24 protein-coding genes are annotated in these 21,555 nt (G+C 70.3%); 16 read left to right on the forward strand and 8 right to left on the reverse strand.

Annotation, left to right across the window (positions count from 1 at the left end; genetic code table 11):
• Positions 1–35: 35 nt before the first annotated feature.
• The 3 genes from ABZ371_RS03985 to ABZ371_RS03995 all read right to left on the reverse strand — a co-directional run bounded on the left by ABZ371_RS03985 (position 36) and on the right by ABZ371_RS03995 (position 1,584).
• Positions 36–512, reverse strand: coding sequence for an ATP-binding protein (locus ABZ371_RS03985; RefSeq protein WP_358673050.1), 477 nt, complete (start codon positions 510–512; stop codon positions 36–38).
• Between the two features lie 82 nt (positions 513–594).
• Positions 595–948, reverse strand: a complete 354-nt coding sequence (locus ABZ371_RS03990; protein ID WP_358673052.1) for an STAS domain-containing protein — start codon at positions 946–948, stop codon at positions 595–597.
• A 51-nt stretch (positions 949–999) separates the two neighbouring features.
• Entirely contained in the window at positions 1,000–1,584 is a 585-nt protein-coding gene (locus ABZ371_RS03995; protein ID WP_358673054.1) for a hypothetical protein, read from the reverse strand.
• Between the two features lie 294 nt (positions 1,585–1,878).
• Between ABZ371_RS03995 and hemL the strand changes: the two genes are divergently transcribed.
• The 7 genes from hemL to ccsB all read left to right on the forward strand — a co-directional run bounded on the left by hemL (position 1,879) and on the right by ccsB (position 9,622).
• Complete coding sequence (hemL, locus tag ABZ371_RS04000; protein WP_358673056.1) at positions 1,879–3,186, forward strand: glutamate-1-semialdehyde 2,1-aminomutase; 1,308 nt, start codon at positions 1,879–1,881, stop codon at positions 3,184–3,186.
• Complete coding sequence (locus tag ABZ371_RS04005; protein ID WP_358673058.1) at positions 3,183–3,872, forward strand: histidine phosphatase family protein; 690 nt, start codon at positions 3,183–3,185, stop codon at positions 3,870–3,872. The genes hemL and ABZ371_RS04005 overlap by 4 nt, the downstream gene beginning before the upstream one ends.
• A 266-nt stretch (positions 3,873–4,138) precedes the next feature.
• Positions 4,139–5,395, forward strand: coding sequence for a hypothetical protein (locus tag ABZ371_RS04010; RefSeq protein WP_358673060.1), 1,257 nt, complete (start codon positions 4,139–4,141; stop codon positions 5,393–5,395).
• Between the two features lie 67 nt (positions 5,396–5,462).
• Positions 5,463–6,068, forward strand: coding sequence for a TlpA disulfide reductase family protein (locus ABZ371_RS04015; protein WP_358673062.1), 606 nt, complete (start codon positions 5,463–5,465; stop codon positions 6,066–6,068).
• Between the two features lie 4 nt (positions 6,069–6,072).
• Positions 6,073–6,837, forward strand: coding sequence for a cytochrome c biogenesis protein CcdA (locus ABZ371_RS04020; protein WP_358673064.1), 765 nt, complete (start codon positions 6,073–6,075; stop codon positions 6,835–6,837).
• Between the two features lie 5 nt (positions 6,838–6,842).
• Positions 6,843–8,546: a cytochrome c biogenesis protein ResB gene (locus ABZ371_RS04025; protein WP_358673066.1), complete on the forward strand. Its 1,704-nt coding sequence runs from the start codon at positions 6,843–6,845 to the stop codon at positions 8,544–8,546.
• Positions 8,543–9,622 carry a c-type cytochrome biogenesis protein CcsB gene (gene ccsB, locus ABZ371_RS04030; protein ID WP_358673068.1) on the forward strand — a complete coding sequence of 360 codons (1,080 nt, stop codon included), beginning with the start codon at positions 8,543–8,545 and terminating at the stop codon, positions 9,620–9,622. The genes ABZ371_RS04025 and ccsB overlap by 4 nt, the downstream gene beginning before the upstream one ends.
• A 69-nt stretch (positions 9,623–9,691) precedes the next feature.
• On the opposite strand, the gene ABZ371_RS04035 is transcribed toward ccsB, so the two are convergent.
• Positions 9,692–11,011, reverse strand: a complete 1,320-nt coding sequence (locus tag ABZ371_RS04035; RefSeq protein WP_358673070.1) for an aldehyde dehydrogenase family protein — start codon at positions 11,009–11,011, stop codon at positions 9,692–9,694.
• Entirely contained in the window at positions 11,008–11,703 is a 696-nt protein-coding gene (locus ABZ371_RS04040; RefSeq protein ID WP_358673072.1) for a type 1 glutamine amidotransferase domain-containing protein, read from the reverse strand. Before ABZ371_RS04040 ends, ABZ371_RS04035 begins: the two co-directional genes overlap by 4 nt.
• A 168-nt stretch (positions 11,704–11,871) precedes the next feature.
• Between ABZ371_RS04040 and ABZ371_RS04045 the strand changes: the two genes are divergently transcribed.
• Positions 11,872–12,312: a MarR family transcriptional regulator gene (locus ABZ371_RS04045; protein WP_358673074.1), complete on the forward strand. Its 441-nt coding sequence runs from the start codon at positions 11,872–11,874 to the stop codon at positions 12,310–12,312.
• A gap of 105 nt (positions 12,313–12,417) precedes the next feature.
• On the opposite strand, the gene ABZ371_RS04050 is transcribed toward ABZ371_RS04045, so the two are convergent.
• On the reverse strand, positions 12,418–12,825 hold the full coding sequence (locus tag ABZ371_RS04050) for a PLD nuclease N-terminal domain-containing protein (RefSeq protein ID WP_358673076.1): 408 nt from the start codon (positions 12,823–12,825) through the stop codon (positions 12,418–12,420).
• A gap of 89 nt (positions 12,826–12,914) precedes the next feature.
• Here ABZ371_RS04050 and ABZ371_RS04055 point away from each other — a divergent pair, with 89 nt between their 5' ends.
• Entirely contained in the window at positions 12,915–14,372 is a 1,458-nt protein-coding gene (locus tag ABZ371_RS04055; RefSeq protein WP_358673078.1) for a menaquinone biosynthesis decarboxylase, read from the forward strand.
• Positions 14,369–15,280: a menaquinone biosynthesis prenyltransferase MqnP gene (gene mqnP / locus ABZ371_RS04060; RefSeq protein WP_358673080.1), complete on the forward strand. Its 912-nt coding sequence runs from the start codon at positions 14,369–14,371 to the stop codon at positions 15,278–15,280. The genes ABZ371_RS04055 and mqnP overlap by 4 nt, the downstream gene beginning before the upstream one ends.
• Here the strand turns inward: mqnP and ABZ371_RS04065 are convergent.
• The gene (locus ABZ371_RS04065; RefSeq protein ID WP_358673082.1) at positions 15,270–15,875 is read right to left on the reverse strand and encodes a rhomboid family intramembrane serine protease; all 606 of its coding nucleotides are present in this window, start codon (positions 15,873–15,875) and stop codon (positions 15,270–15,272) included. The two genes, mqnP and ABZ371_RS04065, sit on opposite strands and share 11 nt — an antisense overlap.
• Before the next feature lie 113 nt (positions 15,876–15,988).
• Here ABZ371_RS04065 and ABZ371_RS04070 point away from each other — a divergent pair, with 113 nt between their 5' ends.
• A complete protein-coding gene (locus ABZ371_RS04070) occupies positions 15,989–16,654 on the forward strand; it encodes a UbiX family flavin prenyltransferase (protein ID WP_358673084.1) in 666 nt (221 codons plus the stop codon).
• A 9-nt stretch (positions 16,655–16,663) separates the two neighbouring features.
• Here ABZ371_RS04070 and ABZ371_RS04075 read toward each other — a convergent pair whose 3' ends face one another.
• A complete protein-coding gene (locus tag ABZ371_RS04075) occupies positions 16,664–16,816 on the reverse strand; it encodes a hypothetical protein (RefSeq protein WP_358673118.1) in 153 nt (50 codons plus the stop codon).
• Between the two features lie 122 nt (positions 16,817–16,938).
• Between ABZ371_RS04075 and ABZ371_RS04080 the strand changes: the two genes are divergently transcribed.
• The 5 genes from ABZ371_RS04080 to ABZ371_RS04100 all read left to right on the forward strand — a co-directional run bounded on the left by ABZ371_RS04080 (position 16,939) and on the right by ABZ371_RS04100 (position 21,497).
• Positions 16,939–17,394, forward strand: a complete 456-nt coding sequence (locus ABZ371_RS04080) for an Lrp/AsnC family transcriptional regulator (protein WP_358673086.1) — start codon at positions 16,939–16,941, stop codon at positions 17,392–17,394.
• Positions 17,395–17,484: 90 nt separating this feature from the next.
• A complete protein-coding gene (mqnE, locus tag ABZ371_RS04085; RefSeq protein WP_358673088.1) occupies positions 17,485–18,648 on the forward strand; it encodes an aminofutalosine synthase MqnE in 1,164 nt (387 codons plus the stop codon).
• 120 nt (positions 18,649–18,768) lie between these two features.
• Positions 18,769–19,296, forward strand: a complete 528-nt coding sequence (locus tag ABZ371_RS04090) for a GNAT family N-acetyltransferase (protein WP_358673090.1) — start codon at positions 18,769–18,771, stop codon at positions 19,294–19,296.
• A 147-nt stretch (positions 19,297–19,443) separates the two neighbouring features.
• Entirely contained in the window at positions 19,444–19,740 is a 297-nt protein-coding gene (locus ABZ371_RS04095) for a DUF4229 domain-containing protein (RefSeq protein WP_358673092.1), read from the forward strand.
• A 401-nt stretch (positions 19,741–20,141) separates the two neighbouring features.
• Positions 20,142–21,497 carry a dicarboxylate/amino acid:cation symporter gene (locus tag ABZ371_RS04100; protein ID WP_358673094.1) on the forward strand — a complete coding sequence of 452 codons (1,356 nt, stop codon included), beginning with the start codon at positions 20,142–20,144 and terminating at the stop codon, positions 21,495–21,497.
• Positions 21,498–21,555: the final 58 nt, after the last annotated feature.

The following is a 21,555-nucleotide window of genomic DNA, read 5'->3' on the forward strand; positions in this document are numbered from 1 at the left end:
CGTGTGCAGGGGAGGGCAGGGCCCCGAGAGAACGTTCAGGCGAGCGCCACCAGCACCACGATGTGCTTGCCGTCGGGGAGGTAGGTGATGGACACGCTCCTCGTCAGCCGGCGCACCAGGAGCCAGCCGTAGCCACCGGAAGGCGCGGCGGCCGGATCGCGTGCCGTGATGACAGGTGCCCGGGTGCTGGCGTCGGTCACGGTGAGGAGGAGGCCGTCGCCGGTGATCTCGGCCTTGAAGCCGGTGAGCCCGCCGCCGTGCCTGACGGCGTTGGTCACCAGCTCCGAGGTCACCAGCAGGGCATCGGCCACCACGACGTCGGCCGGGCCCTCACCACCCAGCGCGCAGAACTCCGCTTCCAGGAGCCGGGTGACGACCTCGCGCGCGGCAGCCGCGTTCCGCGGCACGCCGCCCGCGCCCGCCTGTCCGTCCGCTGCGTCCCGGTCGACGGCGCCCCCCGGCCCACCGGCCGGAAACCCGCCGTCCCGCAGCTCGTCTCGTTCCCCGTTCATCGCTCCTTGCGCCTGCCCGGACGGCGCCAGGTCACACCCCCCACCGGGAAGCCGCCCACGCGGTGGTGCGGCCCGCGGGCCGTCAGCATGCCAGGGCCGCGTCCACCGTGTCGGCGAACGTGAAGGCGTCGAACGTCCCCGAGACCTCGAAGAGCCTGTGCACCGCCGTGCTGAGCGGCCCGGCCAGCACGAGGCGTACCCCGGCCAGGGCGTGGCGGTGCTGGGCTTCGAGCAGGGCGTGCAGCCCCGTGGAGTCGGCGAACTCCAGCCCGGACAGATCGGCCACGGTCAGCCGGCCGCCGCCCCCGGCGGCCTCCCGCAGCGCGCCGACGAACGCGGAGGGGCCGGACCACTCGTCCAGGCTCCCCCGCACACGGATCAGCACGGCGCCGTCCTCTTCGGTCTCCACGACCACGTGCAGCTCATCTGCCGTCATGCGTCATATGTTCCTACGTCCGGACGGGCGCGGAGCATCCGGGTGGCTCCCTCAGGGCCACACCAGGCAGTACGCCTGGTGCCCGGCGTCGTGCAGCCGGTAGGAGAAGTCCTGCCACTCGTGGAGGAGCTGGTAGACGTTGAAGGCGTCGCGCGGGCCGCCCCGGTCCGGCACCGTGGACCAGATGAAGGCGGCCGCGCCGACCGACTCCTCGCCGACGTCCCTCAGGGGGTCGACGACCGTCATCGGCAGCTTGACCACCGCGTAGTCGGGGTGGAGGACCACCAGCTCCAGCGGGGGGACCCTGTTCAGGGGTATGCCCTGTATGCCGGTGAGGACCATGGCCGCCACCGTCTCCGGCTTGATCTTGCTGAACATGCCTCCCATGCCCAGCTCGTCACCGCCGAGCTCTTCGGGCCGCATGGAAATGGGCACGCGTGCCGCAGTGGCCCCGTCGGGGGCCCCGAAGTACTTGTAGGTCACCCCCACCCGTCCACTGCTCCTGACCCCGGGCACGTCGGCACCGGCCGCCCGGTCCTCCCGGGCTCGTTCCGCCTCGCGCCGGTGCCGCCCTCGCCGGGCAGGCTCGGGCCCCAGGTCGTCGGTCCCTTCGCCCACTCCGCCACCGCGATGCATATCTCATCCACCCGACTACTTCTTAGGAGACACAGCCCCGCCGCGCAACCCGATCACCGTCTCAGTGACCTCCCCAGCGAACGTGCCGTGAAACACCTGTCCGCAAGACCGCGTGTGCCTCTGACACCATGGCATGTGTGAGCTTTCCCTATGACGCCCCAGTTTCGCAGACGCGAGGAGACTGACGCCCTTTCGTTGTACGAGCCTCATACGGGGAGAGTGCGCTCCCTGCTCACCGGTGGCCGGAAGTTTCGGCCAGGCCCCCGACCCCCCGAATCGCAGATCAGGACAGAAGTGGCGTATTCATACGAAGCCCCAGTTTCGCAGACGCTTTTCGACCGCGCGTCCCTCGTGACGCCCGGCGGCGTGAACTCCCCCGTACGCGCCTTCCGGGCCGTGGGCGGCACGCCCCGGTTCATGGTGTCCGGTACGGGCCCGTACCTCACCGACGCCGACGGCCGCGAGTACGTCGACCTCGTGTGTTCCTGGGGGCCGATGATCCTCGGGCACGCCCACCCCGAGGTCGTCGCGGCCGTCCGGGAGGCGGTGGGCCGGGGCACCTCCTTCGGTACGCCGGGTGAGGGCGAGGTCGCGCTCGCCGAGGAGATCGTGGCCCGGGTCGAGCCCGTCGAGCAGGTGCGGCTGGTGTCGTCCGGCACCGAGGCGACCATGTCCGCGATCCGGCTCGCCCGTGGTTTCACCGGGCGGGCCAAGGTCGTGAAGTTCGCCGGGTGCTACCACGGGCACGTCGACGCGCTGCTGGCCGCCGCCGGCTCCGGGGTCGCCACCTTCGGCCTCCCCGACACGCCCGGGGTCACCGGCGCCCAGGCCGGGGACACGATTGTGTTGCCGTACAACGACCTGGACGCCGTGCGGGCCGCGTTCGCGGCGCAGCCGGGCGAGATCGCCTGCGTGATCACCGAGGCGTCACCGGGCAACATGGGCGTCGTCCCGCCCGGGGACGGGTTCAACGCCGGGCTGAAGGAGATCTGCGCGGCCGACGGCGCCCTGTACATCTCCGACGAGGTGATGACCGGATTCCGCACCTCCAAGGCCGGGTGGTACGGCGTCGACGGCGTGCGTCCGGACCTGATGACCTTCGGCAAGGTCATGGGCGGCGGCTTCCCGGCCGCGGCCTTCGGCGGCCGGGCCGACGTGATGGCGCACCTGGCCCCCGCCGGGCCCGTCTACCAGGCGGGCACCCTGTCCGGGAACCCGGTCGCCACCGCCGCCGGACTCGCCCAGCTGCGGCTGCTCGACGACGCGGCGTACGCGAAGGTCGACGCGGTCTCCGCAGAGCTGCGGGCGCTGGTGGGCGAGGCGCTGACCAAGGAGGGCGTCGCACACACGGTGTCGGCGGCCAGCAACATGTTCTCCGTGTTCTTCACCGACCGGCCCGTCCGCGACTACGAGGACGCGAAGAAGCAGGACGCCTTCCGCTTCACCGCCTTCTTCCACTCGATGCTCGAGCAGGGCGTCTACCTGCCGCCGTCCGCGTTCGAGTCGTGGTTCGTCTCCACGGCGCACGACGCCCGGGCGATGGAGCGGGTCGCCGCCGCCCTGCCCGCCGCCGCGCGTGCCGCATCGGAGGCCACCGCATGAGCGGGAACAGCGCGAAGGACATCACCGTCGTCCACCTGATGCGCCACGGCGAGGTGCACAACCCGGACGGGGTGCTCTACGGCCGCCGCGCCGGCTACAGCCTCTCCGAGCTGGGGCGGAAGATGGCCGACCGGGTCGCGGAACACCTGGAGAAGCGCGACGTCACCCACGTCGTGGCCTCCCCGCTGGAACGGGCCCAGGAGACCGCCACGCCGATCGCCGCGTCCCACGGCCTCGACCTCGCCACCGACGAGCGGCTCATCGAGGCGGCCAACGTCTTCGAGGGCAAGACCTTCGGGGTGGGCGACGGCGCGCTGCGCAGGCCGGAGAACTGGAAGCACCTCACCAACCCCTTCAAGCCGTCCTGGGGCGAGCCGTACGTCGAGCAGGTCGTGCGGATGATGGGCGCCCTGGACGCGGCGCGTGACGCCGCCCGTGGTCACGAGGCGGTCTGCGTCAGCCACCAGCTGCCGATCTGGATCGTGCGGAGTTTCGTGGAGCGGCGCAGGCTGTGGCACGACCCGCGCAAGCGCCAGTGCACCCTGGCCTCGCTGACGAGCTTCACCTACCAGGGCGACACGATCGTGTCGGTCGGGTACACGGAGCCCGCCAGGGACCTGGTGCCGACACATCTGCTGGCCGGCGCCAAGCCGGTCAAGGGGAAGTCGAAGGCGTTCGGGGCGTAGGTCTCACCGTCCGGGGCCGGGGTCCGGCCCGGGCCCCGACGCCGGGCCTCCGCGCCCGCCGCCCTCCGGCTCGTGGGCCCGCGGGTGCGCGGGCGGCGGAGCCCCGAGGGGCCGGGCTGTCCGGCGCGGTTGTGTGGAGCACCTGTAAGGGTCTCGTCGCGCAACAACTTTTATGATTATCAGCGGAACCACCGTGTTGGTCTCCTCATCTAAGCCATCGCCAGTTTGTATGGCAATGAGGTAAAACGACCGCAGATGGGGACGCTATGCGTGATATCGACCGAAGGGGCCTCCTGGGAGCCGGACTCGGAGCCGCAGCCGCACTCTCGATGGCCGGCTGCGGCTCTTTCGGACCGTCGGACAACGACCGGCCCGCACCGGACAGGAGCCCCAAGGGGGACAAGGGCACGCACGGGAACGGCGGTGGGCCTCCCAAGAAGCACGTCAGGCTCATCGGGGACGGTTCCACGTCCGACACGGGAAAGCAGCCGAATCAGCCCGCCGCACCGGTGCCGCTGGAACCCGGCCAGACCCCGCCGCAGTTCGTGATCTTTTCCTGGGACGGGGCGGGTGAGGTCGGCAACGGTCTCTTCCCGCGCTTTCTGGAACTCGCCAGGGAACACGACGCGGCGATGACCTTCTTCCTCTCCGGTCTGTACGTACTGCCCGAGTCCAAGAAGTCCCTCTACCGCCCGCCCAACAACCCCCGCGGCGCCTCCGACATCGGCTATCTCAACGACGACCACGTCAGGCAGACCCTCGACCACGTACGCCAGGCCTGGCTCGACGGGCACGAGATCGGCACCCACTTCAACGGGCATTTCTGTGCCGGCTCCGGTTCCGTGGGCAACTGGACACCCGCGCAATGGCAGAGCGAGATCGACCAGGCGATCTCCTTCGTCACCGAATGGCGGACGAACACCGGGTGGCAGGACGCCGATCCGCTGCCCTTCGACTACCGCAGGGAACTGGTCGGCGGGCGCACTCCCTGTCTGCTCGGCCAGGACAATCTCCTGCCGACCGCGAAACAACTGGGCTGGCGCTACGACGCGAGCTCACCCGGAGGCCGGCAGATGTGGCCCGGGAAACGCCAGGGGATCTGGGACCTGCCGCTGCAGGGCGTGCCCTTCCCCGGCCATTCCTTCGAAGTCCTCTCCATGGACTACAACATCCTCGCCAACCAGTCGAAAAATTCGACCAAGGGCATGCCGTCGCGTTATCCCGGCTGGCGCACCCAGGCCACCGGCGCCTACCTCGCCGGTTTCGACCGCGCGTACGAGACGAACCGCGCGCCTTTCTACATCGGCAACCACTTCGAGGAGTGGAACGGCGGTATCTACATGGACGCCGTCGAGGAAGTGATCAAAAAGATCGCCGGCAAGCCGGATGTGCGCCTCGTCTCATTCCGGCAGTTCGTCGACTGGCTCGACGTCCAGGACCCGGCCGTACTCGCGAAACTGCGTACGCTCGAGGTCGGTCAAGCGCCCGCCGGTGGCTGGAACGCCTTCTTTAAACAGGCTTGACAAGGGGCTTTACGGGCATGGAGGGGGGTGCGGAAGATCCCCGGAACTGCCATGCGAAACTTTTCACATGAGCTCTGGCCGCGCATCCCGACGCCGCTTCACCCTGCTCGCCGCCACCGCGGTGGCCGGCGCCCTGACGCTGTCCGCGTGCGGCGGCGACGACATCCGGTCCGGCGGCGGCGGCAACACGAACTTCGTCACCGGCAGCAGCGGCATCGCGACCGTCGCAAAGGGCGAACGCACGGACGCGCCGAAGCTCGAAGGCGCCACCCTGGACGGCGAGCGGCTGGACGTCGCCGACTTCAAGGGCAAGATCGTCGTCCTCAACGTCTGGGGCTCCTGGTGCGCGCCCTGCCGTCTGGAGGCCAAGCACTTCGTGAAGGTCGCCGAGGAGACCGAGGGCCAGGGCGTCCAGTTCGTCGGCATCAACACCCGGGACGGCGAGAAGTCCCTGGCGGTCAACTTCGAACGGGACCACGGCATCCCTTATCCCAGCCTCTTCGACCCGGCCGGAAAGCTCATCCTCCGCTTCCCCAGGGGCACCCTGAACCTGCAGTCCATCCCCTCGACCCTGGTCATCGACCGCGACGGGAAGATCGCCGCCCGCAAGGTCGGCGGGATGGACGCGGAGAAGCTGCGCGAGATGATCGACCCGCTGATCGCGGAGAAGTGACCCCGTGCTCCAGCTAGCCGCGTACACGGGGGACAACGAGACCGTCCTCAGCGGGGCCCTCCTGGTCGCCCTGCCCATCGCCCTGCTCGCCGGCCTCGTCTCCTTCTTCTCGCCGTGCGTCCTGCCCCTGGTCCCCGGCTACCTGAGTTACGTCACCGGGGTCAGCGGCACCGACCTGGCCGAGGCCCGGCGCGGCCGGATGGTCGCGGGCGCCTCGCTGTTCGTCCTCGGCTTCACCGTCGTCTTCGTGTCCGGCGGCGCACTGTTCGGCTACTTCGGCCAGAACTTCCTGGAGCACAGCGAGATCCTCACCAAGGTCCTCGGTGTGCTGATGATCCTCATGGGGATCTTCTTCATGGGCCTGATGCCCTGGATGACCCAGCGGGAGTTCCGCATACACAAGAGGCCGGTGACCGGACTGATGGGCGCGCCGGTCCTGGGCGCGCTCTTCGGCATCGGCTGGACACCGTGCCTGGGCCCGACCCTCTCCTCAGTCACCGCTCTCGCGATGCAGCAGGGGACCGCCGGCCGAGGGGCCGTCCTGTCCGTGGCGTACTGCGTCGGGCTCGGCGTCCCCTTCGTCCTGGCGGCCGTCGCCTTCCGGAAGGCACTGGGCGCCTTCGGCTGGGTCAAACGCCACTACGCGTGGGTCATGCGGATCGGCGGCGGCATGATGATCGTGACCGGGATACTCCTGCTGACGGGCGCCTGGGACGCGCTCATCCAGGAGATGCGGGTCTGGTCCGACGGCTTCACTGTGGGGATCTGAGTTCCATGAGCAACCTGAACACCACGGACGAGCGCGACCTCGGCGAGGCCGGGGAACAGCTCTCCACCGCCCCACGCGAGGAGTCCGCCACCTCCGTCCCCGCCATGGGCGTCACCGGCTGGGCCCGCTGGTTCTGGCGGCAGCTGACCTCGATGCGGGTCGCGCTGATCCTGCTCTTCCTGCTGTCCCTCGGAGCCATCCCCGGGTCGCTCATCCCGCAGAACAGCGTGGACGAACTGAAGGTGCAGACCTTCAAGAGCGCCCACACGACCGTGAGCCCGCTCTACGAGAAGCTGCAGTTCTTCGACGTCTACAGCTCGGTCTGGTTCTCGGCGATCTACCTCCTGCTCTTCGTCTCGCTGATCGGCTGCATCGTCCCGCGCACCGCCCAGTTCGTCGGCCAGCTGCGCGGCCGCCCGCCCGGCGCCCCGAGGAAGCTGACGCGGCTGCCCGCCTACACCACCTGGCGCACCGAGGCGGAGCCCGAGCGGGTCCGGGAGGCGGCGCTGGCCGTGCTGCGCGAGCGGCGCTTCCGCTCCCACACGGTCGGTGACGCCGTCGCCGCGGAGAAGGGCTACCTCCGCGAGGCCGGGAACCTGGTCTTCCACCTCGCGCTGATCGTCATGCTGGTCGCCTTCGCCTGCGGACAGCTGTTCAAGTCCGAAGGCGGCAAGCTCGTCGTCGAGGGTGACGGCTTCTCCAACACCCTGACCCAGTACGACAACTTCAAGTCCGGCTCGCTCTTCGACAACGACGACCTCACCCCCTTCAGCTTCGACCTCGACGACTTCCGGGGCACCTACGAGCGCAACGGCCCCCAGCGCGGCACGCCCCGCACCTACGAGGCCCGCGTGACGTACGCCGAGGGCGCCGACGGGCGGCCGAGGAAGAAGGTCATCGAGGTCAACAAGCCGCTCGTCGTCGACGGCACCAAGGTCTACCTCAACGCCCACGGCTACGCCCCGGTCATCTCCGTCAAGGACGGCAAGGGCAAGGAGGTGTACCGGAACGCCGTGCCGCTGCTGCCCCAGGACAACAACGTCACGTCCACCGGCGCGATCAAGGTGATGGACGGCTACCGGGACGCCGAGGGCAGGAAGACGCAGCTCGGCTTCCAGGCATTCTTCGTGCCGACGTTCGCGGGGGCCGGCAAGGGCACGATGTTCTCGCAGTTCCCCGGGCTCGACTACCCGGTCCTCGCCCTCAACGGCTTCCACGGAAGCCTCGGTGTCGACTCCGGGCTCCCGCAGAACGTCTACCAGCTCGATCCGTCGAAGATGACCGCCTTCAAGGACAGCAACGGCGACCAGCTCAAGCAGCGGCTGCGCCCCGGCGAGACGATGAAGCTCCCCGACGGCGCCGGCTCGATCACCTTCGAGGGCGTCGAGGAGTGGGCGAGCTTCCAGATCTCCCGCCAGCCCGCGAGCGGCTGGGCGCTCACCGGCGCCGTCGCCGCCATCGCCGGGCTCGCCGGATCGCTCTTCATCCAGCGCCGCCGTGTGTGGGTGCGGGCCGTGCCGGGCGCGGACGGCGTCACCGTCGTCGAGATGGCCGGTCTGGGGCGCAGCGAGTCCGCGAGACTCCCCGAGGAGCTGGCCGGTCTCGCGGTCGCACTCCACACCGTGGTGCCCACCGCGCCCCCCGCGCCCGGCCCCGAACCCGAGACCGGACAACCCTCAGAGAAGCCTGCCGAAGGGGCTGAGAAGTGAATCTCGCCGCCGCAACCAACGAGAATCTGGCACATACCAGCAACGTGCTGATCTATTCGTCGATGGCCGTCTACACCCTGGCCTTCTTCGCGCACATCGCCGAATGGATCTTCGGCAGCCGCAGCAAGGTCGGCCGCACGGCCGCCGCGCTGAAGCAGGACACGGCCGCGGCTCCCGGCGTGCGGGTGCGGGCCGCGCAGCAGGGTGGCACGGCCGTGCTGGAGCGCCCCGAGGTCGTCACCCGGTCCGCCACCGGCACCCGTGACGTGCCGGACGGCCCCGGGGCGGCGGGCGGCACCTTCAAGGGCGACCTGTGGGGGCGTATCGCGGTCTCGCTGACCGTCGTCGCCTTCGCCGTCCAGGCGGGCGGCGTCGTGGCGCGCGCCCTGTCGGTGCGGCGGGCCCCCTGGGGCAACATGTACGAGTTCTCGATCACCTTCTCCACGGTGGCCGTCGGCGCGTACCTCGTCCTGCTCGCCCTGAGGAAGAACGTCCGCTGGATCGGGCTGGTGCTGGTCACCACGGTCCTGCTGGACCTCGGCATCGCCACCACCACGCTCTACACCGACAGCGACCAGCTGGTGCCCGCGCTGCACTCCTACTGGCTGTGGATCCACGTCTCCACCGCCATCATCTGCGGCGCCGTCTTCTACCTGGGTGCCGTCGGCACGCTCCTCTACCTCTTCCGCGACAACTACGAGAACAAGCTGGCCAACGGCGTCACGCCCGGGAGGTTCGCCACCTCCGTCCTCGAGCGGCTGCCGGCCGCGAAGAGCCTGGACACCTTCTCGTACCGCATCAACGCGGCCGTCTTCCCGCTGTGGACGTTCACGATCATCGCCGGGGCGATCTGGGCGGGTGACGCGTGGGGCCGCTACTGGGGCTGGGACCCCAAGGAGGTCTGGTCCTTCATCACCTGGGTCGCCTACGCCGCCTACCTGCACGCCCGTGCGACGGCCGGCTGGAAGGGCCGCAAGGCCGCCTACCTCGCGCTCGTCGCCTTCGGGTGCTGGCTCTTCAACTACTACGGCGTGAACATCTTCGTCACCGGGAAGCACTCCTACGCGGGAGTCTGACCCCCCCCACGCACGAGGGGCGCGACCGCACACCCGCGGTCGCGCCCCTCGTGCGTGCCGGGCCGCCGCTCAGCCCAGCGGGGTGTCCAGCACCGCCTTGCGGTGGCTGAACGTCTCCAGCGAGTACCGGCCGTGGTAGTTGCCCATGCCGCTCTCGCCGACCCCGCCGAACGGCAGGTCCGACACGGTCAGATGGGCCAGGGGAAGGCCCATGCCCACCCCGCCCGAAGAGGTCTCCGTCAGCAGCCGCTCCCGAACGGCGGGGGACTCCGTGAACGCGTACAGCGCCAGCGGCTTGTCCCGGTCGTTGATGAAACCGATGGCCTCGTCGAGCCCGTCCACGGTGACGACCGGCAGCACCGGGCCGAAGATCTCCTCCCGCATCACGGGGGCGTCCGGGGCGACGTCGGCCAGCACGGTGGGCGCGATGTACTTCGCGTCGCGGTCGTGGGTGCCGCCGGTCACCGTGCGGCCGGAGTCCAGGAGCCCCACCAGCCGGTCGAAGTGCCGCTCGTTCACGATGCGGCCGTACTCCGGGGACGCGGAGGCGTCGGGCCCGAAGCGCTCCTGGACGGCGGTGGCGAGCGCCTCCTCCAGGGCGGACGCGGTCTCCGGGTCCGTCAGGACGTAGTCGGGGGCGACGCACGTCTGGCCGGCGTTGAGGAACTTGCCCGAGACCAGCCGGGAGGCCACGGTCCCCAGGTCCGTGTCCCGGTCGACGAACGCGGGTGACTTGCCGCCCAGCTCCAGCGTCACCGGGGTCAGGTGCTTCGCCGCGGCGGCCATCACGATCCGGCCGACCGTGCCGTTGCCCGTGTAGAAGATGTGGTCGAACCGCTCCGCGAGGAGCGCGGTCGTCTCCGGTACCGCACCCTCCACCACGGCGACCGCGTCGGTGTCCAGGTACTCCGGCAGCAGCCTGGCCACGGCCGCCGAGGTCTCCGGGGCGAGTTCGCTGGGCTTGGCGACCACGGCGTTGCCCGCGGCCAGCGCGCCCACGACGGGCGCCAGCAGCAGCTGCACCGGGTAGTTCCAGGGCGCGATGACGAGGACGACGCCGAGCGGGTCCTGCCGGGTGTGGGCGGTGGCCCCGGCGAGGACCGCCGGTACCGGCGCGGGCTCGGGCTCCAGCCAGCCCGCCAGCCGCTCCAGCGTGTGGTCGATCTCACGGACCGTGAAGTCGATCTCCGTGCGGTAGGCCTCCTTGCGGCTCTTGCCCAGGTCGGCGTGGAGGGCCGAGGCGAGCTCGTCACCGCGCTCGGTGAGCAGGGCGCGCAGCCGCGTCAGCTGGGCGGTGCGCCAGTCGAGGTCCCTGGTGCGCCCGGTGCGGAAGGTCGCGCGGAGGCGGGCGACGACCTCCGCGGGGGATCCGGTCGTTCCGCCGCTCACAGGGCCGCCACGATCTCGCGGGCCAGCTGCTCGGAGGAGGCCGGGTTCTGGCCGGTGTGCAGGTTGCGGTCGTGCACGGTGTGCACCGACCAGGGGTCCCCGGCGGAGTACCGGGCGCCGAGCTCGACGAGCCGGTCCTCCAGCAGCCACGGGGCCTTGTCCACGAACCCGGCCTGGGTCTCCTCGGCGTTGCTGAATCCGGTCATGCGGTAACCGGCGAAGGGCCAGCTGCCGTCCTCCCGGCGAGCGGGCAGCAGGGCCGCCGGCGCGTGGCACAGGACGGCCACCTGGGCGCCCGAGTCCAGCGCGGCGGTGAGCAGCCGGCCGGAGGTCTCGTCGACGGCCAGGTCCTCCATGGGGCCGTGGCCACCGGGACAGAAGACGACGTCGTACGAGGTGGGGACGATGTCCTCCAGCCGTGCGGGGATGCGGAGGACCTCGTCGATCGAGGCGAGGTAGGAGGCGACGGCGTCGGCCTGCTCCTGGCCCCCGTTGGCCTCGGCGGCGAGACTCGCGGTGTCCACGGTCGGGGTCACGCCGCCCGGGGTGGCGATCGTGATGTCGAAGCCCGCCTGCGAGAAGACGCGGTGCGGAGCGGCCAGTTCCTCGGCCCAGAAGCCGGTGGGGTGGGCGGTGCCGTCCTTGAGGGTCCAGTGGTCGGCGCCGGTGAGGACGAAGAGTACGGAGGGCATGGGGGGTGCTCCCTACGACGAGCGGCAGGACACAGAAAAGCTTGATATCCTCAAGCAACAAAAGCCATGTAACTGCCAATAGTTGGGCATGTCAAATGACTGCGGCCGCGTGGCGGCCATCCGTTCCGGGCCTTTGGACCACGCGTACCGATCGAAGGATGACCGACCATGACGACGGAACCGTCACCCCGCGCCGTCCCTACTCCGGACGAACTGCTGGAACCCCTCGCAGCCGTCGTCCGAGGCCATCACGACGACCTCACCGCCGTCGCGGCCCGGCACGGCCTCAGCACCTCGCAGGCGCGGGCGCTGATCGCCCTCGGTGAGCCCATGCCCATGAGCGCGCTCGCCCGCCACCTGGTGTGCGACGCGTCCAACGCCACGGGCCTCATCGGGCGCATGGAGAGCCGCGGCCTGGTCACCCGCGCCCCCGCCCCCGGGGACCGCCGCTCCAAGGTCGCCGCCCGCACGCCGGAGGGCACGGAGCTGGCCCACCGCATCCGGGCCGAGATGCGGGTGGTGCACGGCGCCCTGGAGGCGCTCACCCCCCGGGAGCGCGCGGCGCTGCTGCCCCTGCTCGACCGGCTGGGGCAGCTGCTGTCCCCGTGACATCGCGGACGGGCGGGACGCGGACCCGCTCACGGCGGGTCGCGTCCGCGAGGCGGGTCGCGTCCGCGAGGCGCCTGGGCGGGCCGGGCGGACGCCGGGGCGTACCTACGAGGTGGCCGGCGGGGCGGACTCGCCGGTCCCCGCGTCGCCCTCGCGGCGCTTGATCTCCTCCTCGCGGCGGCGCAGGTCAGCCTCCCGGTCCTCGAGGCGCGACTCGTCCCTCCTGTTCTCTTCCTTCAGCGACTTCAGGAAGTCCGGATTGTCGTCCGGTGCGACCCAGGTGGTGCGGTGGCCGCGGTGCCACTCGGAGGGGGTGCGTCCCCCGGCGGGCGCGTGGCGCAGCTTCCCGGCGGCGAACCAGACGATCGGGCCCACGATCCAGAACAGCAGGATGATGAAGACCCAGGCGACCTTCGGCAGATGCCTGGCCTCGTCCTCGGGGGTGTTGAGGCAGTCGATGAACGCGTAGATCGTCAGCGCCAGCGGCAGAAGGTAGATCAGGGCCCGCAGCATGGTGGAAGAATCCCCCGGGATGAGGTGAGGGGCGCTTCGTCCCGCCCCGGTGACCGGCCCAGGGTATCGGGTGGCCGATACTGGAGGGCATGGCTTACGACGATCTTCGCTCCCTGCTCCGGGCTCTGGAGCGCGAGGGCGATCTCAAGCGCATCAAGGCCGAGGTCGACCCGCACCTGGAGGTCGGCGAGATCGTCGACCGCGTCAACAAGGCGGGCGGCCCCGCGCTGCTCTTCGAGAACGTCAAGGGGGCGTCCATGCCCCTGGCCATGAACGTCTTCGGGACGGACCGCCGGCTGCTGAAGGCGCTGGGGCTGACGTCGTACTCCGACATCAGCGACAAGATCGGCGGTCTGCTCTGGCCCGAGCTGCCGCACGGCTTCGTCGGGGTCCGGGAGGCGTTCGGCAAGCTCGGCTCGATGGTCCACGTGCCGCCGAAGAAGGTGAAGCCCGAGAACGCCCCCGTCCAGGAGGTCGTCCTCACCGGCGACGACGTGGACCTGGACCAGCTGCCCGCGCTCTTCACCTGGCCCGAGGACGGCGGCTCCTTCTTCAACCTCGGCCTCACGCACACGAAGGACCCCGAGAGCGGTGTGCGGAACCTGGGGCTCTACCGGCTCCAGCGCCACGACAGGCGCACCATCGGCATGCACTGGCAGATCCACAAGGACAGCCGCAACCACTACCAGGTCGCCGCACGGCGCGGCGAGCGGCTGCCCGTGGCCATCGCGTTCGGGGCGCCGCCCGCGGTGACGTACGCCTCCACGGCGCCGCTGCCCGGGGACATCGACGAGTACCTCTTCGCCGGCTTCATCGCGGGCAGGCGCATCGAGATGGTCGACTGCAAGACCGTTCCGCTACAGGTCCCCGCGCAGGCCGAGGTCGTCATCGAGGGCTGGCTGGAACCGGGCGAGATGCTGCCCGAGGGGCCTTTCGGCGACCACACGGGCTTCTACACGCCGCAGGAACCGTTTCCCGCACTGAGGATCGACTGCGTCACCATGCGCAGGCGGCCGTTGCTGCAGTCGATCGTGGTGGGCCGGCCGCCGACCGAGGACGGTCCGCTGGGGCGGGCCACCGAGCGGTTCTTCCTGCCGCTCCTCAAGGTGATCGTCCCGGACATCGTCGACTACCACCTGCCGGAGTCGGGCGGCTTCCACAACTGCGCGATCGTCTCGATCGACAAGAAGTACCCCAAGCACGCCCAGAAGGTGATGAGCGCCGTCTGGGGCGCCCACATGATGTCGCTGACGAAGCTGATCGTGGTCGTGGACTCGGACTGCGACGTCCACGACCTGCACGAGGTCTCCTGGCGGGCGCTCGGCAACACCGACTACGCCCGCGACCTCACGGTCGTCGAGGGCCCGGTCGACCACCTCGACCACGCCTCCTACCAGCAGTTCTGGGGCGGCAAGGCGGGCATCGACGCGACCCGCAAGTGGCCCGAGGAGGGCTACACCCGGGACGGCGGCTGGCCGGCCATGGTCGAGTCGGACCCGGATACGGCGGCGAAGGTCGACCGCCGATGGAAGGAGTACGGACTGTGAGCGCCTCCGCTTCCGCCGCTGCCGTGCCGCAGCCCCGCAGCAGGCCCCGGGCGTTCCTGCGGCTCGTGATGATCGAGCACTCGGTCTTCGCGCTGCCCTTCGCCTACATCGCCGCGCTGACTGCGATGTTCCGGCTGGACAAGGACATCCACTGGGGCACCCTGCTGCTGGTGACCGTGGCGATGGTCGGGCTGCGGACGTTCGCCATGGCCGCCAACAGGATCATCGACCGGGAGATCGACGCCCGGAACCCGCGCACCGCCGGCCGGGAGCTGGTGACCGGCGCCGTCTCGGTGCGGTCGGCGTGGACGGGCGCGATCGTGGCCGTCGTCGTCTTCCTCGGCGCGGCGGCCCTGCTGAACCCGCTCTGCCTGGCGCTGGCGCCGGTCGCCGTCGTGCCCATGGTCGTCTACCCGTACGGCAAGCGGTTCACGAACTTCCCGCACGCGATCCTCGGTGTCGCCCAGGCCATGGGGCCGATCGGCGCCTGGCTGGCGGTGACGGGCAGCTGGTCGTGGGACGCGGTGATCCTGGGGCTGGCCGTCGGCATCTGGATCGGCGGCTTCGACCTGATCTTCGCCTGCCAGGACGTGCAGGCCGACCGGGCCCACGGCGTGCTCTCCTTCCCGGCCCGCTTCGGCATCCCCGCAGCCCTGTGGGGCGCGCGGGTCTGCCACGTGGTCACGACGGGACTGCTCGTCTGGTTCGGGCTGGCGACGGACGCGGAGCTCTTCTACTGGATCGGCATGGCCGTCGTGGCCGTGGCCTTCGTGTACGAGCACCGGGTGGTGCGGCCGCACGACCTGTCCCGGCTGAACCGGGCGTTCTTCTCGGTCAACGGCTTCATCGGCATCGCCCTGTTCGCCTGCGCGCTGCTCGACCTGCTGGTGCGCGGCCTCACGCCGTGACGTGCCCCGCCGGTACCCGGGGCCGCCGGGGGCGGCGGAAGACGAACGCCGCCACCACGCCGCCCACGAGTCCGAAGAGGTGGCCCTGCCAGCTGATGCCGGAGTCGGTCGGCAGCACGCCCCAGAGGAGCGAGCCGTAGACCGCGGCGATGATCACTCCGACCAGGACGTCGACGGGGCGGCGGTCCACGAAGCCCCGGACCAGCAGATAGCCGAAGAGGCCGAAGACGACACCGGACGCGCCGAGCGTCACCGTGTCCGGAGGTGCGGTGAGCCAGACACCGAGGCCGCTGGTCACGATGACCACGAGGACCACGGCGGCCAGCCTGCCTGTGCCGGCGAGGGCGGCGACGAAGCCGAGGACCAGCAGCGGCACGGTGTTGGACGCCACGTGGTCCCAGCCGCCGTGCAGGAAGGCGGCGGGCACTATGTCGGCCAGCTCAGCCGGCTCGCGCGGACTGACGCCGTGGGAGTCCAGCGCATGGCCGGCGAGGGTGTCGATGCCCTCCAGCACCCACAGCAGCGCGACCCAGGCGAGCATGACCGCGCCCGCCGTGACGGCGCGTGCGGTGGCTCCGGTGCGCGTCGGCGTCATGGCCACCCCCTGTCGAGGACCCGTCCCTCGCCCCGTGCAACGTACGGAGCCCCTGCGTCGGTTCCTCGAGGCGGGTGCCGGATAGGCTCGGGCGTGTGGAATCCGGGACTTCAGTGAGTCAGCAGCAGCGCAGGCCTTGGATTGTCGGGGTGTCGGGCGCCTCGGGTACCCCCTTCGCGGCGTCCGTCCTACGGGGGCTGCTGGCCGCGGGTGAGAGCGTCGACCTGGTGGTGAGCCGGGCCTCACGGCTCACGCTGCTGGACGAGACGGGTGTCGCGTTCCGCGACGCCCACTGGCAGGAGGACCTGGGCACCTGGCTGGCCCGGGGAGCGGACGGGAAGCCGGACACCTTCCGGCCCGACCTGCGGGGCGTGCGGCACTGGCCGGCCGGGGACCTGGCGGCCGGACCGTCCTCGGGGTCGTACCCGGCGAAGGGGATGCTGATCGTCCCGGCGTCCACGGCGTGCGTGGCCGGGGTGGCCCTCGGACTCTCGAAGGACCTGCTGCAGCGGGCCGCGAGCGTGACGCTCAAGGAGCGGCGGAAGCTGGTCGTCGCCGTGCGCGAGACGCCGCTCAGCGGTGCGACGCTGAGGCAGATGGTCGCGCTGGACGAGGCGGGCGCCGTGGTGCTGCCCGCCTCTCCGGCGTTCTACGCGGGGGCGACGCACATCCAGGATCTGGTGGACTTCGTCGCCGGGCGGGTGCTGGACGCGGCAGGAGTGCCGCACCAGCTGTACCGCCGGTGGGAGGGGGAACTCGGTGGCGGCTCCCGTGGCTGATCCGGTGGGTCAGCGCTGCTTCGCCGCGCGGCGGGCGCGGGTCCGGGTCCGGTCGACGCGGTGGGCGGCGGCGGGCTCGTGGGCACGCGAGCGGTTGGCCAGGTCCTGCAGCTCGCGCATTCGGGCGTAGGCCATCTCGATCGAGTACACGGTGTCGTTCACTCCTGAAGATTCGAAAGCGTTTCTTGGATGATCTGAAAGATTCGCAGGGTCTGGACCCTGTTACGCCTTAGATTCTACACATAGACTCGCGGTACTGCTGAACAATGGAAGGTTTCAGTCATATGGACGCGGTGGACAGACAGCTCATCCAGGCCCTCAGGGAGAACGGCAGGGCTTCGTACGCCGAGCTGGGACGGCTCGTCGGGCTCTCCGGCCCCAGCGTCACCGACCGCATCAACCGGCTGGAAACCGCCGGTGTCATCACCGGCTACCGCGCCACCGTCGACTCGGCGTCGCTGGGGCTGGGGGTCACGGCCCTGATCGGCATCTCGCTCTCCGACGCGGCCGACCACGAGGACGTCGCGCACCGGCTGAAGGACCTCGCCGAGATCGAGGACTGCTGGTTCATCGCCGGCGACGACTCCTACATGCTCAAGGTGCGCGTGGGCGACGTGGACGGCCTGGAGAAGACGATCCGCCGGCTCAGCGGGACGAAGGGGGTCTCGCGGACCCGCACCACGATCGTCCTGTCGACCAAGTGGGAGAACAGGGTCGGCGAGCTGCCGGACGAGTCCTGAGCCCGGCCGCCGGACGGTGGTGACCCCCGCCGGAAGGCGGGGGAGTACGGTGGGCCGGAGTCTGTTACGTAGAGGTATGGGAGGCCACTGGTGGACGCGGGACTCAAGCGCGAGCTGGAGGAGAAGGTCCGGGCCGGCGAGCGGCTGACCCGCGAGGACGGGATCGCGCTCTACGAGTCCGACGACCTGGCGTGGCTCGGCGGACTGGCCCACGAGGTGCGTACGAGGAAGAACGGCGACGTCGTCCACTTCAACGTCAACCGCCACCTCAACATGACCAACGTGTGCACCGCCTCCTGCGCCTACTGCTCGTTCCAGCGCAAGCCGGGCGAGAAGGACGCGTACACGATGCGCATCGAGGAGGCCGTCCGTCTCGCCAAGGCGATGCAGGGCGAGAACCTCACCGAGCTGCACATCGTCAACGGCCTGCACCCCACCCTTCCGTGGCGCTACTATCCGCGCTCGCTCAGCGCGCTGAAGGAAGCGCTGCCGGAAGTGGCGCTCAAGGCGTTCACCGCGACGGAGATCCACCACTTCGAGACCATCTCCGGGCTCTCCGCCTCCGAGATCCTCGACGAGCTGATCGAGGCCGGCCTGGAGTCGCTCACCGGCGGCGGCGCGGAGATCTTCGACTGGGAGGTCCGCCAGCACATCGTCGACCACAACACCCACTGGGAGGACTGGTCGCGCATCCACCGCCTGGCGCACGAGAAGGGTCTCAAGACCCCGGCGACGATGCTGTACGGGCACATCGAGGAGCCCCGCCACCGTGTCGACCACGTGCTGCGGCTGCGGGAGATGCAGGACGAGACCGGCGGCTTCCAGGTCTTCATCCCGCTGCGCTACCAGCACGACTTCGTCGACATGAAGGACGGCAAGGTCCGCAACACGCTCCAGGCGCGCACGTCGATGGCGACCGGTGCCGAGGCGCTGAAGACGTTCGCGGTCTCCCGGCTGCTCTTCGACAACGTCCCGCACGTCAAGGTGTTCTGGGTCATGCACGGTGTGCAGACCGCGCAGCTCGCCCTCCAGCACGGTGCGGACGACATGGACGGCTCGGTCGTCGAGTACAAGATCACGCACGACGCGGACGACTACGGCACGCCCAACAAGCTCGGCCGTGAGGACCTGCTGGAGCTCATCCGGGACGCGGGCTTCCGGCCCGTGGAGCGCAACACCCGGTACGAGATCCTGCGCGAGTACCCGGGCCCGGACGCGGGGCGGCGCGAGTCGCCGCAGCCGATGCGCGTCTGACGCCTCCCGCCCGGCGTGGTGACCCGCTTCGCCGTGCACGAAAGCCCCGGCCCCGGCCGGGGCTTTCCCGCGGGGCGGACGGCGCTTGAGCGCAGTGGTGGTAATGGATAACCTGCCGCTATGGCGCTTACATTCGACGTGGATCCCGCACTCGACCGGACGCTGCGGGACGGCATCAGCGCGCTCTGGGTCGACGTCAGCAACGCCGGCGGGGCGGTCGGTTTCGTGCCGCCCGTCACCGCCGACGAGGTACGGCCCGAGCTCGTCCGGCACCTGTGCGGCATGGCCGAGGGCCGCACCAGCCTGGTCGTCGGCCGCCAGGAGGACGGCACGGTCGCCGCCACGGCCTTCCTCACCCGCAACACCCACCGGCTCATGCGCCACTGGATCGGCGTCTACACGGTGATGGTCCACCCGCGCCACCAGGGCAAGGGCTACGGGCGGGAACTGATGGCGGCCACCGCCGACGCCGCACGCGCTGCCGGCGGCATCGACGCCATCCGGCTCACCTGCCGCGGCGGCACCGGCGCCGACCGCTTCTACGCCTCCTGCGGATACAAGGAGGTCGGCCGGGTCCCGGACGCCATCCGGGTCGCCGAGGACGACTACCGCGACGACATCATCATGCTGCTCCCGCTGCACCGGTGAGCCGTGGACGCGGCCCCGGGCGGGCCGCCCCGGGGCGCGGTGGAAGCAACCCTGCGAACTGATCGCATTCAGGGCATGCTTCACTGGTCGGGCAGGAACCGCAGGCTGCACGACCACAGGAACGCCGGACGGAGAAAGAGGTCAGCCGTGTCCGCTGCCAAGCCGAGCGCAACGATCCGCTACACCGCGCTGCGCGTGCTGATCTTCGTGGGCTGCTTCTTCGTCGCCGGCGTCGCCGTCCACTTCGGCCTGCTGCCCGCCGGAGCCGGCGGCTCCAACGCGGTCTGGGTCGTCCTCCTCGGCCTGCTCCTGTCGGCGCCCCTCAGCTACGTGCTGCTGCGCAAGCAGCGGGACGAGATGTCCGCGCAGCTGATCTCCACGGTCGACCGGACCAAGGCCCGTCTCGAGGCGAACCGCACGCGCGAGGACGGCCTGACCGAGTAGGCGCCGCGTAAGCTTCCTCACACCTGACGCAGTAGACACCGGAACCCCGGTACCGGAGCAGCCGCTCCCGTACCGGGGTTCCGGCGTGTGCGGGCGGTGGGCCCCGGCGCGGTGGGCGGTCGTGGACCAAAGCGGACCTTTGAGGTTCCCAAAGTTCAAGTGTTAACGTATTCGACATGAACGCTGCAGCGCGCCCGCTTGACGCCATGAGTCCCCGGCTCGTGGCGCGCCTGCATGTCGATCTCTGCCGCTGTATGTCCGCGGTCTGTTGCCGCAACGTCTGAACCGGCATCATGCAGCGGCGCCGCCCCTGACGCGGGCGCCGCACCCTTGTCCCCGTTCGACCGCACGTCCGTACGTCTGTCCCGTACGTCCCGCTGCGTCCCTCCAGGAGTGTGTCCGTGTCCGCGAATTCCCCGTCCCCCGCCGAGACAGGCGCCGGCAAGCCGTCCGGCTCCGGCTTCCGTGTGCCCAGCGTCCCCTTCTGGGTCCAGATAGTCGCCGGTCTCGTCCTCGGTGTCCTGCTCGGCTGGCTCACCCGCAGCCAGGACATCGGCTGGCTCTACACCACGCTCGACAAGGTCGGCCACATCTTCGTCCAGCTGCTGAAGCTGGCCGTCGCGCCCCTCGTCTTCTTCGCGATCATGGTGTCGATCACCAACCTGCGCAAGGTCAACAACGCCGCCAGGCTGGCCACGCGCACGCTCCTCTGGTTCATGATCACCTCACTGATCGCGGTCGCCATCGGCCTCGCGATCGGCCTGATCACGAACCCGGGCGCCGGCACCGGCCTCACCCCCAAGGACGGCGCCAAGCCCGAGCACGCCGGCTCCTGGCTCGACTTCCTCACGGGCATCATCCCGACGGACGTCATCACGCCGTTCACCGAGCTGAACGTCCTGCAGATCGTCTTCATGGCCGCCGTCGCCGGTATCGCCGCGCTCCAGCTCGGTGAGAAGGCCAAGCCCATCCTCACGCTCAGCGAGTCGATCCTGGAGCTGCTCCAGAAGGCCCTGTGGTGGGTCATCCGCCTCGCCCCCCTCGGCACGGTCGGCCTCATCGGCTACGCCATCGCCGACTACGGCTGGGACCTCATCGGCAAGTACGCGACGTTCACCGCCGACGTCTACATCGGCTGCGCCCTGGTGATGTTCGGCGTCTACCCGCTGCTGCTCGCCACCGTGGCCAAGGTCAGCCCGCTCCAGTTCTTCAAGGGTGCCTGGCCCGCCATCCAGCTGGCCTTCGTCTCCCGCTCCTCGGTCGGCACCATGCCGGTCACCCAGAAGGTCACCGAGCGTCTCGGCGTCCCGAAGGAGTACGCCTCCTTCGCCGTCCCGTTCGGCGCCACGACCAAGATGGACGGCTGCGCCGCGATCTACCCGGCGCTGGCCGCGATCTTCATCGCGCAGATCTTCGACGTCCAGCTCGGCGTCGGCGACTACATCCTGATCGCGTTCGTCTCGGTGATCGGCTCGGCGGCCACCGCCGGTCTCACCGGTGCCACGGTCATGCTCACCCTCACCCTGTCGACGCTGGGCCTCCCGCTGGAGGGCGTGGGCCTGCTGCTCGCCATCGACCCGATCCTCGACATGATGAGGACGGCCACGAACGTCGCGGGGCAGGCACTCGTCCCCGTGATCGTCGCGGCCCGCGAGAAGATCCTCGACCACGACGCGTACAACTCGGCCTCGGCCTCCCCGGTCGACGAGACCGAGAGCGTCGAGCCGGAGCCCAAGGGCGTGCCGGTCGCCGCCTAGCGGCCCCGGACCCGAGCCTGGAGCGCCCCCGGACCTCGTCCGGGGGAACAGAACGTAC

This window comes from Streptomyces sp. NPDC005899, from assembly GCF_040629645.1.
Taxonomy (GTDB): domain Bacteria; phylum Actinomycetota; class Actinomycetes; order Streptomycetales; family Streptomycetaceae; genus Streptomyces.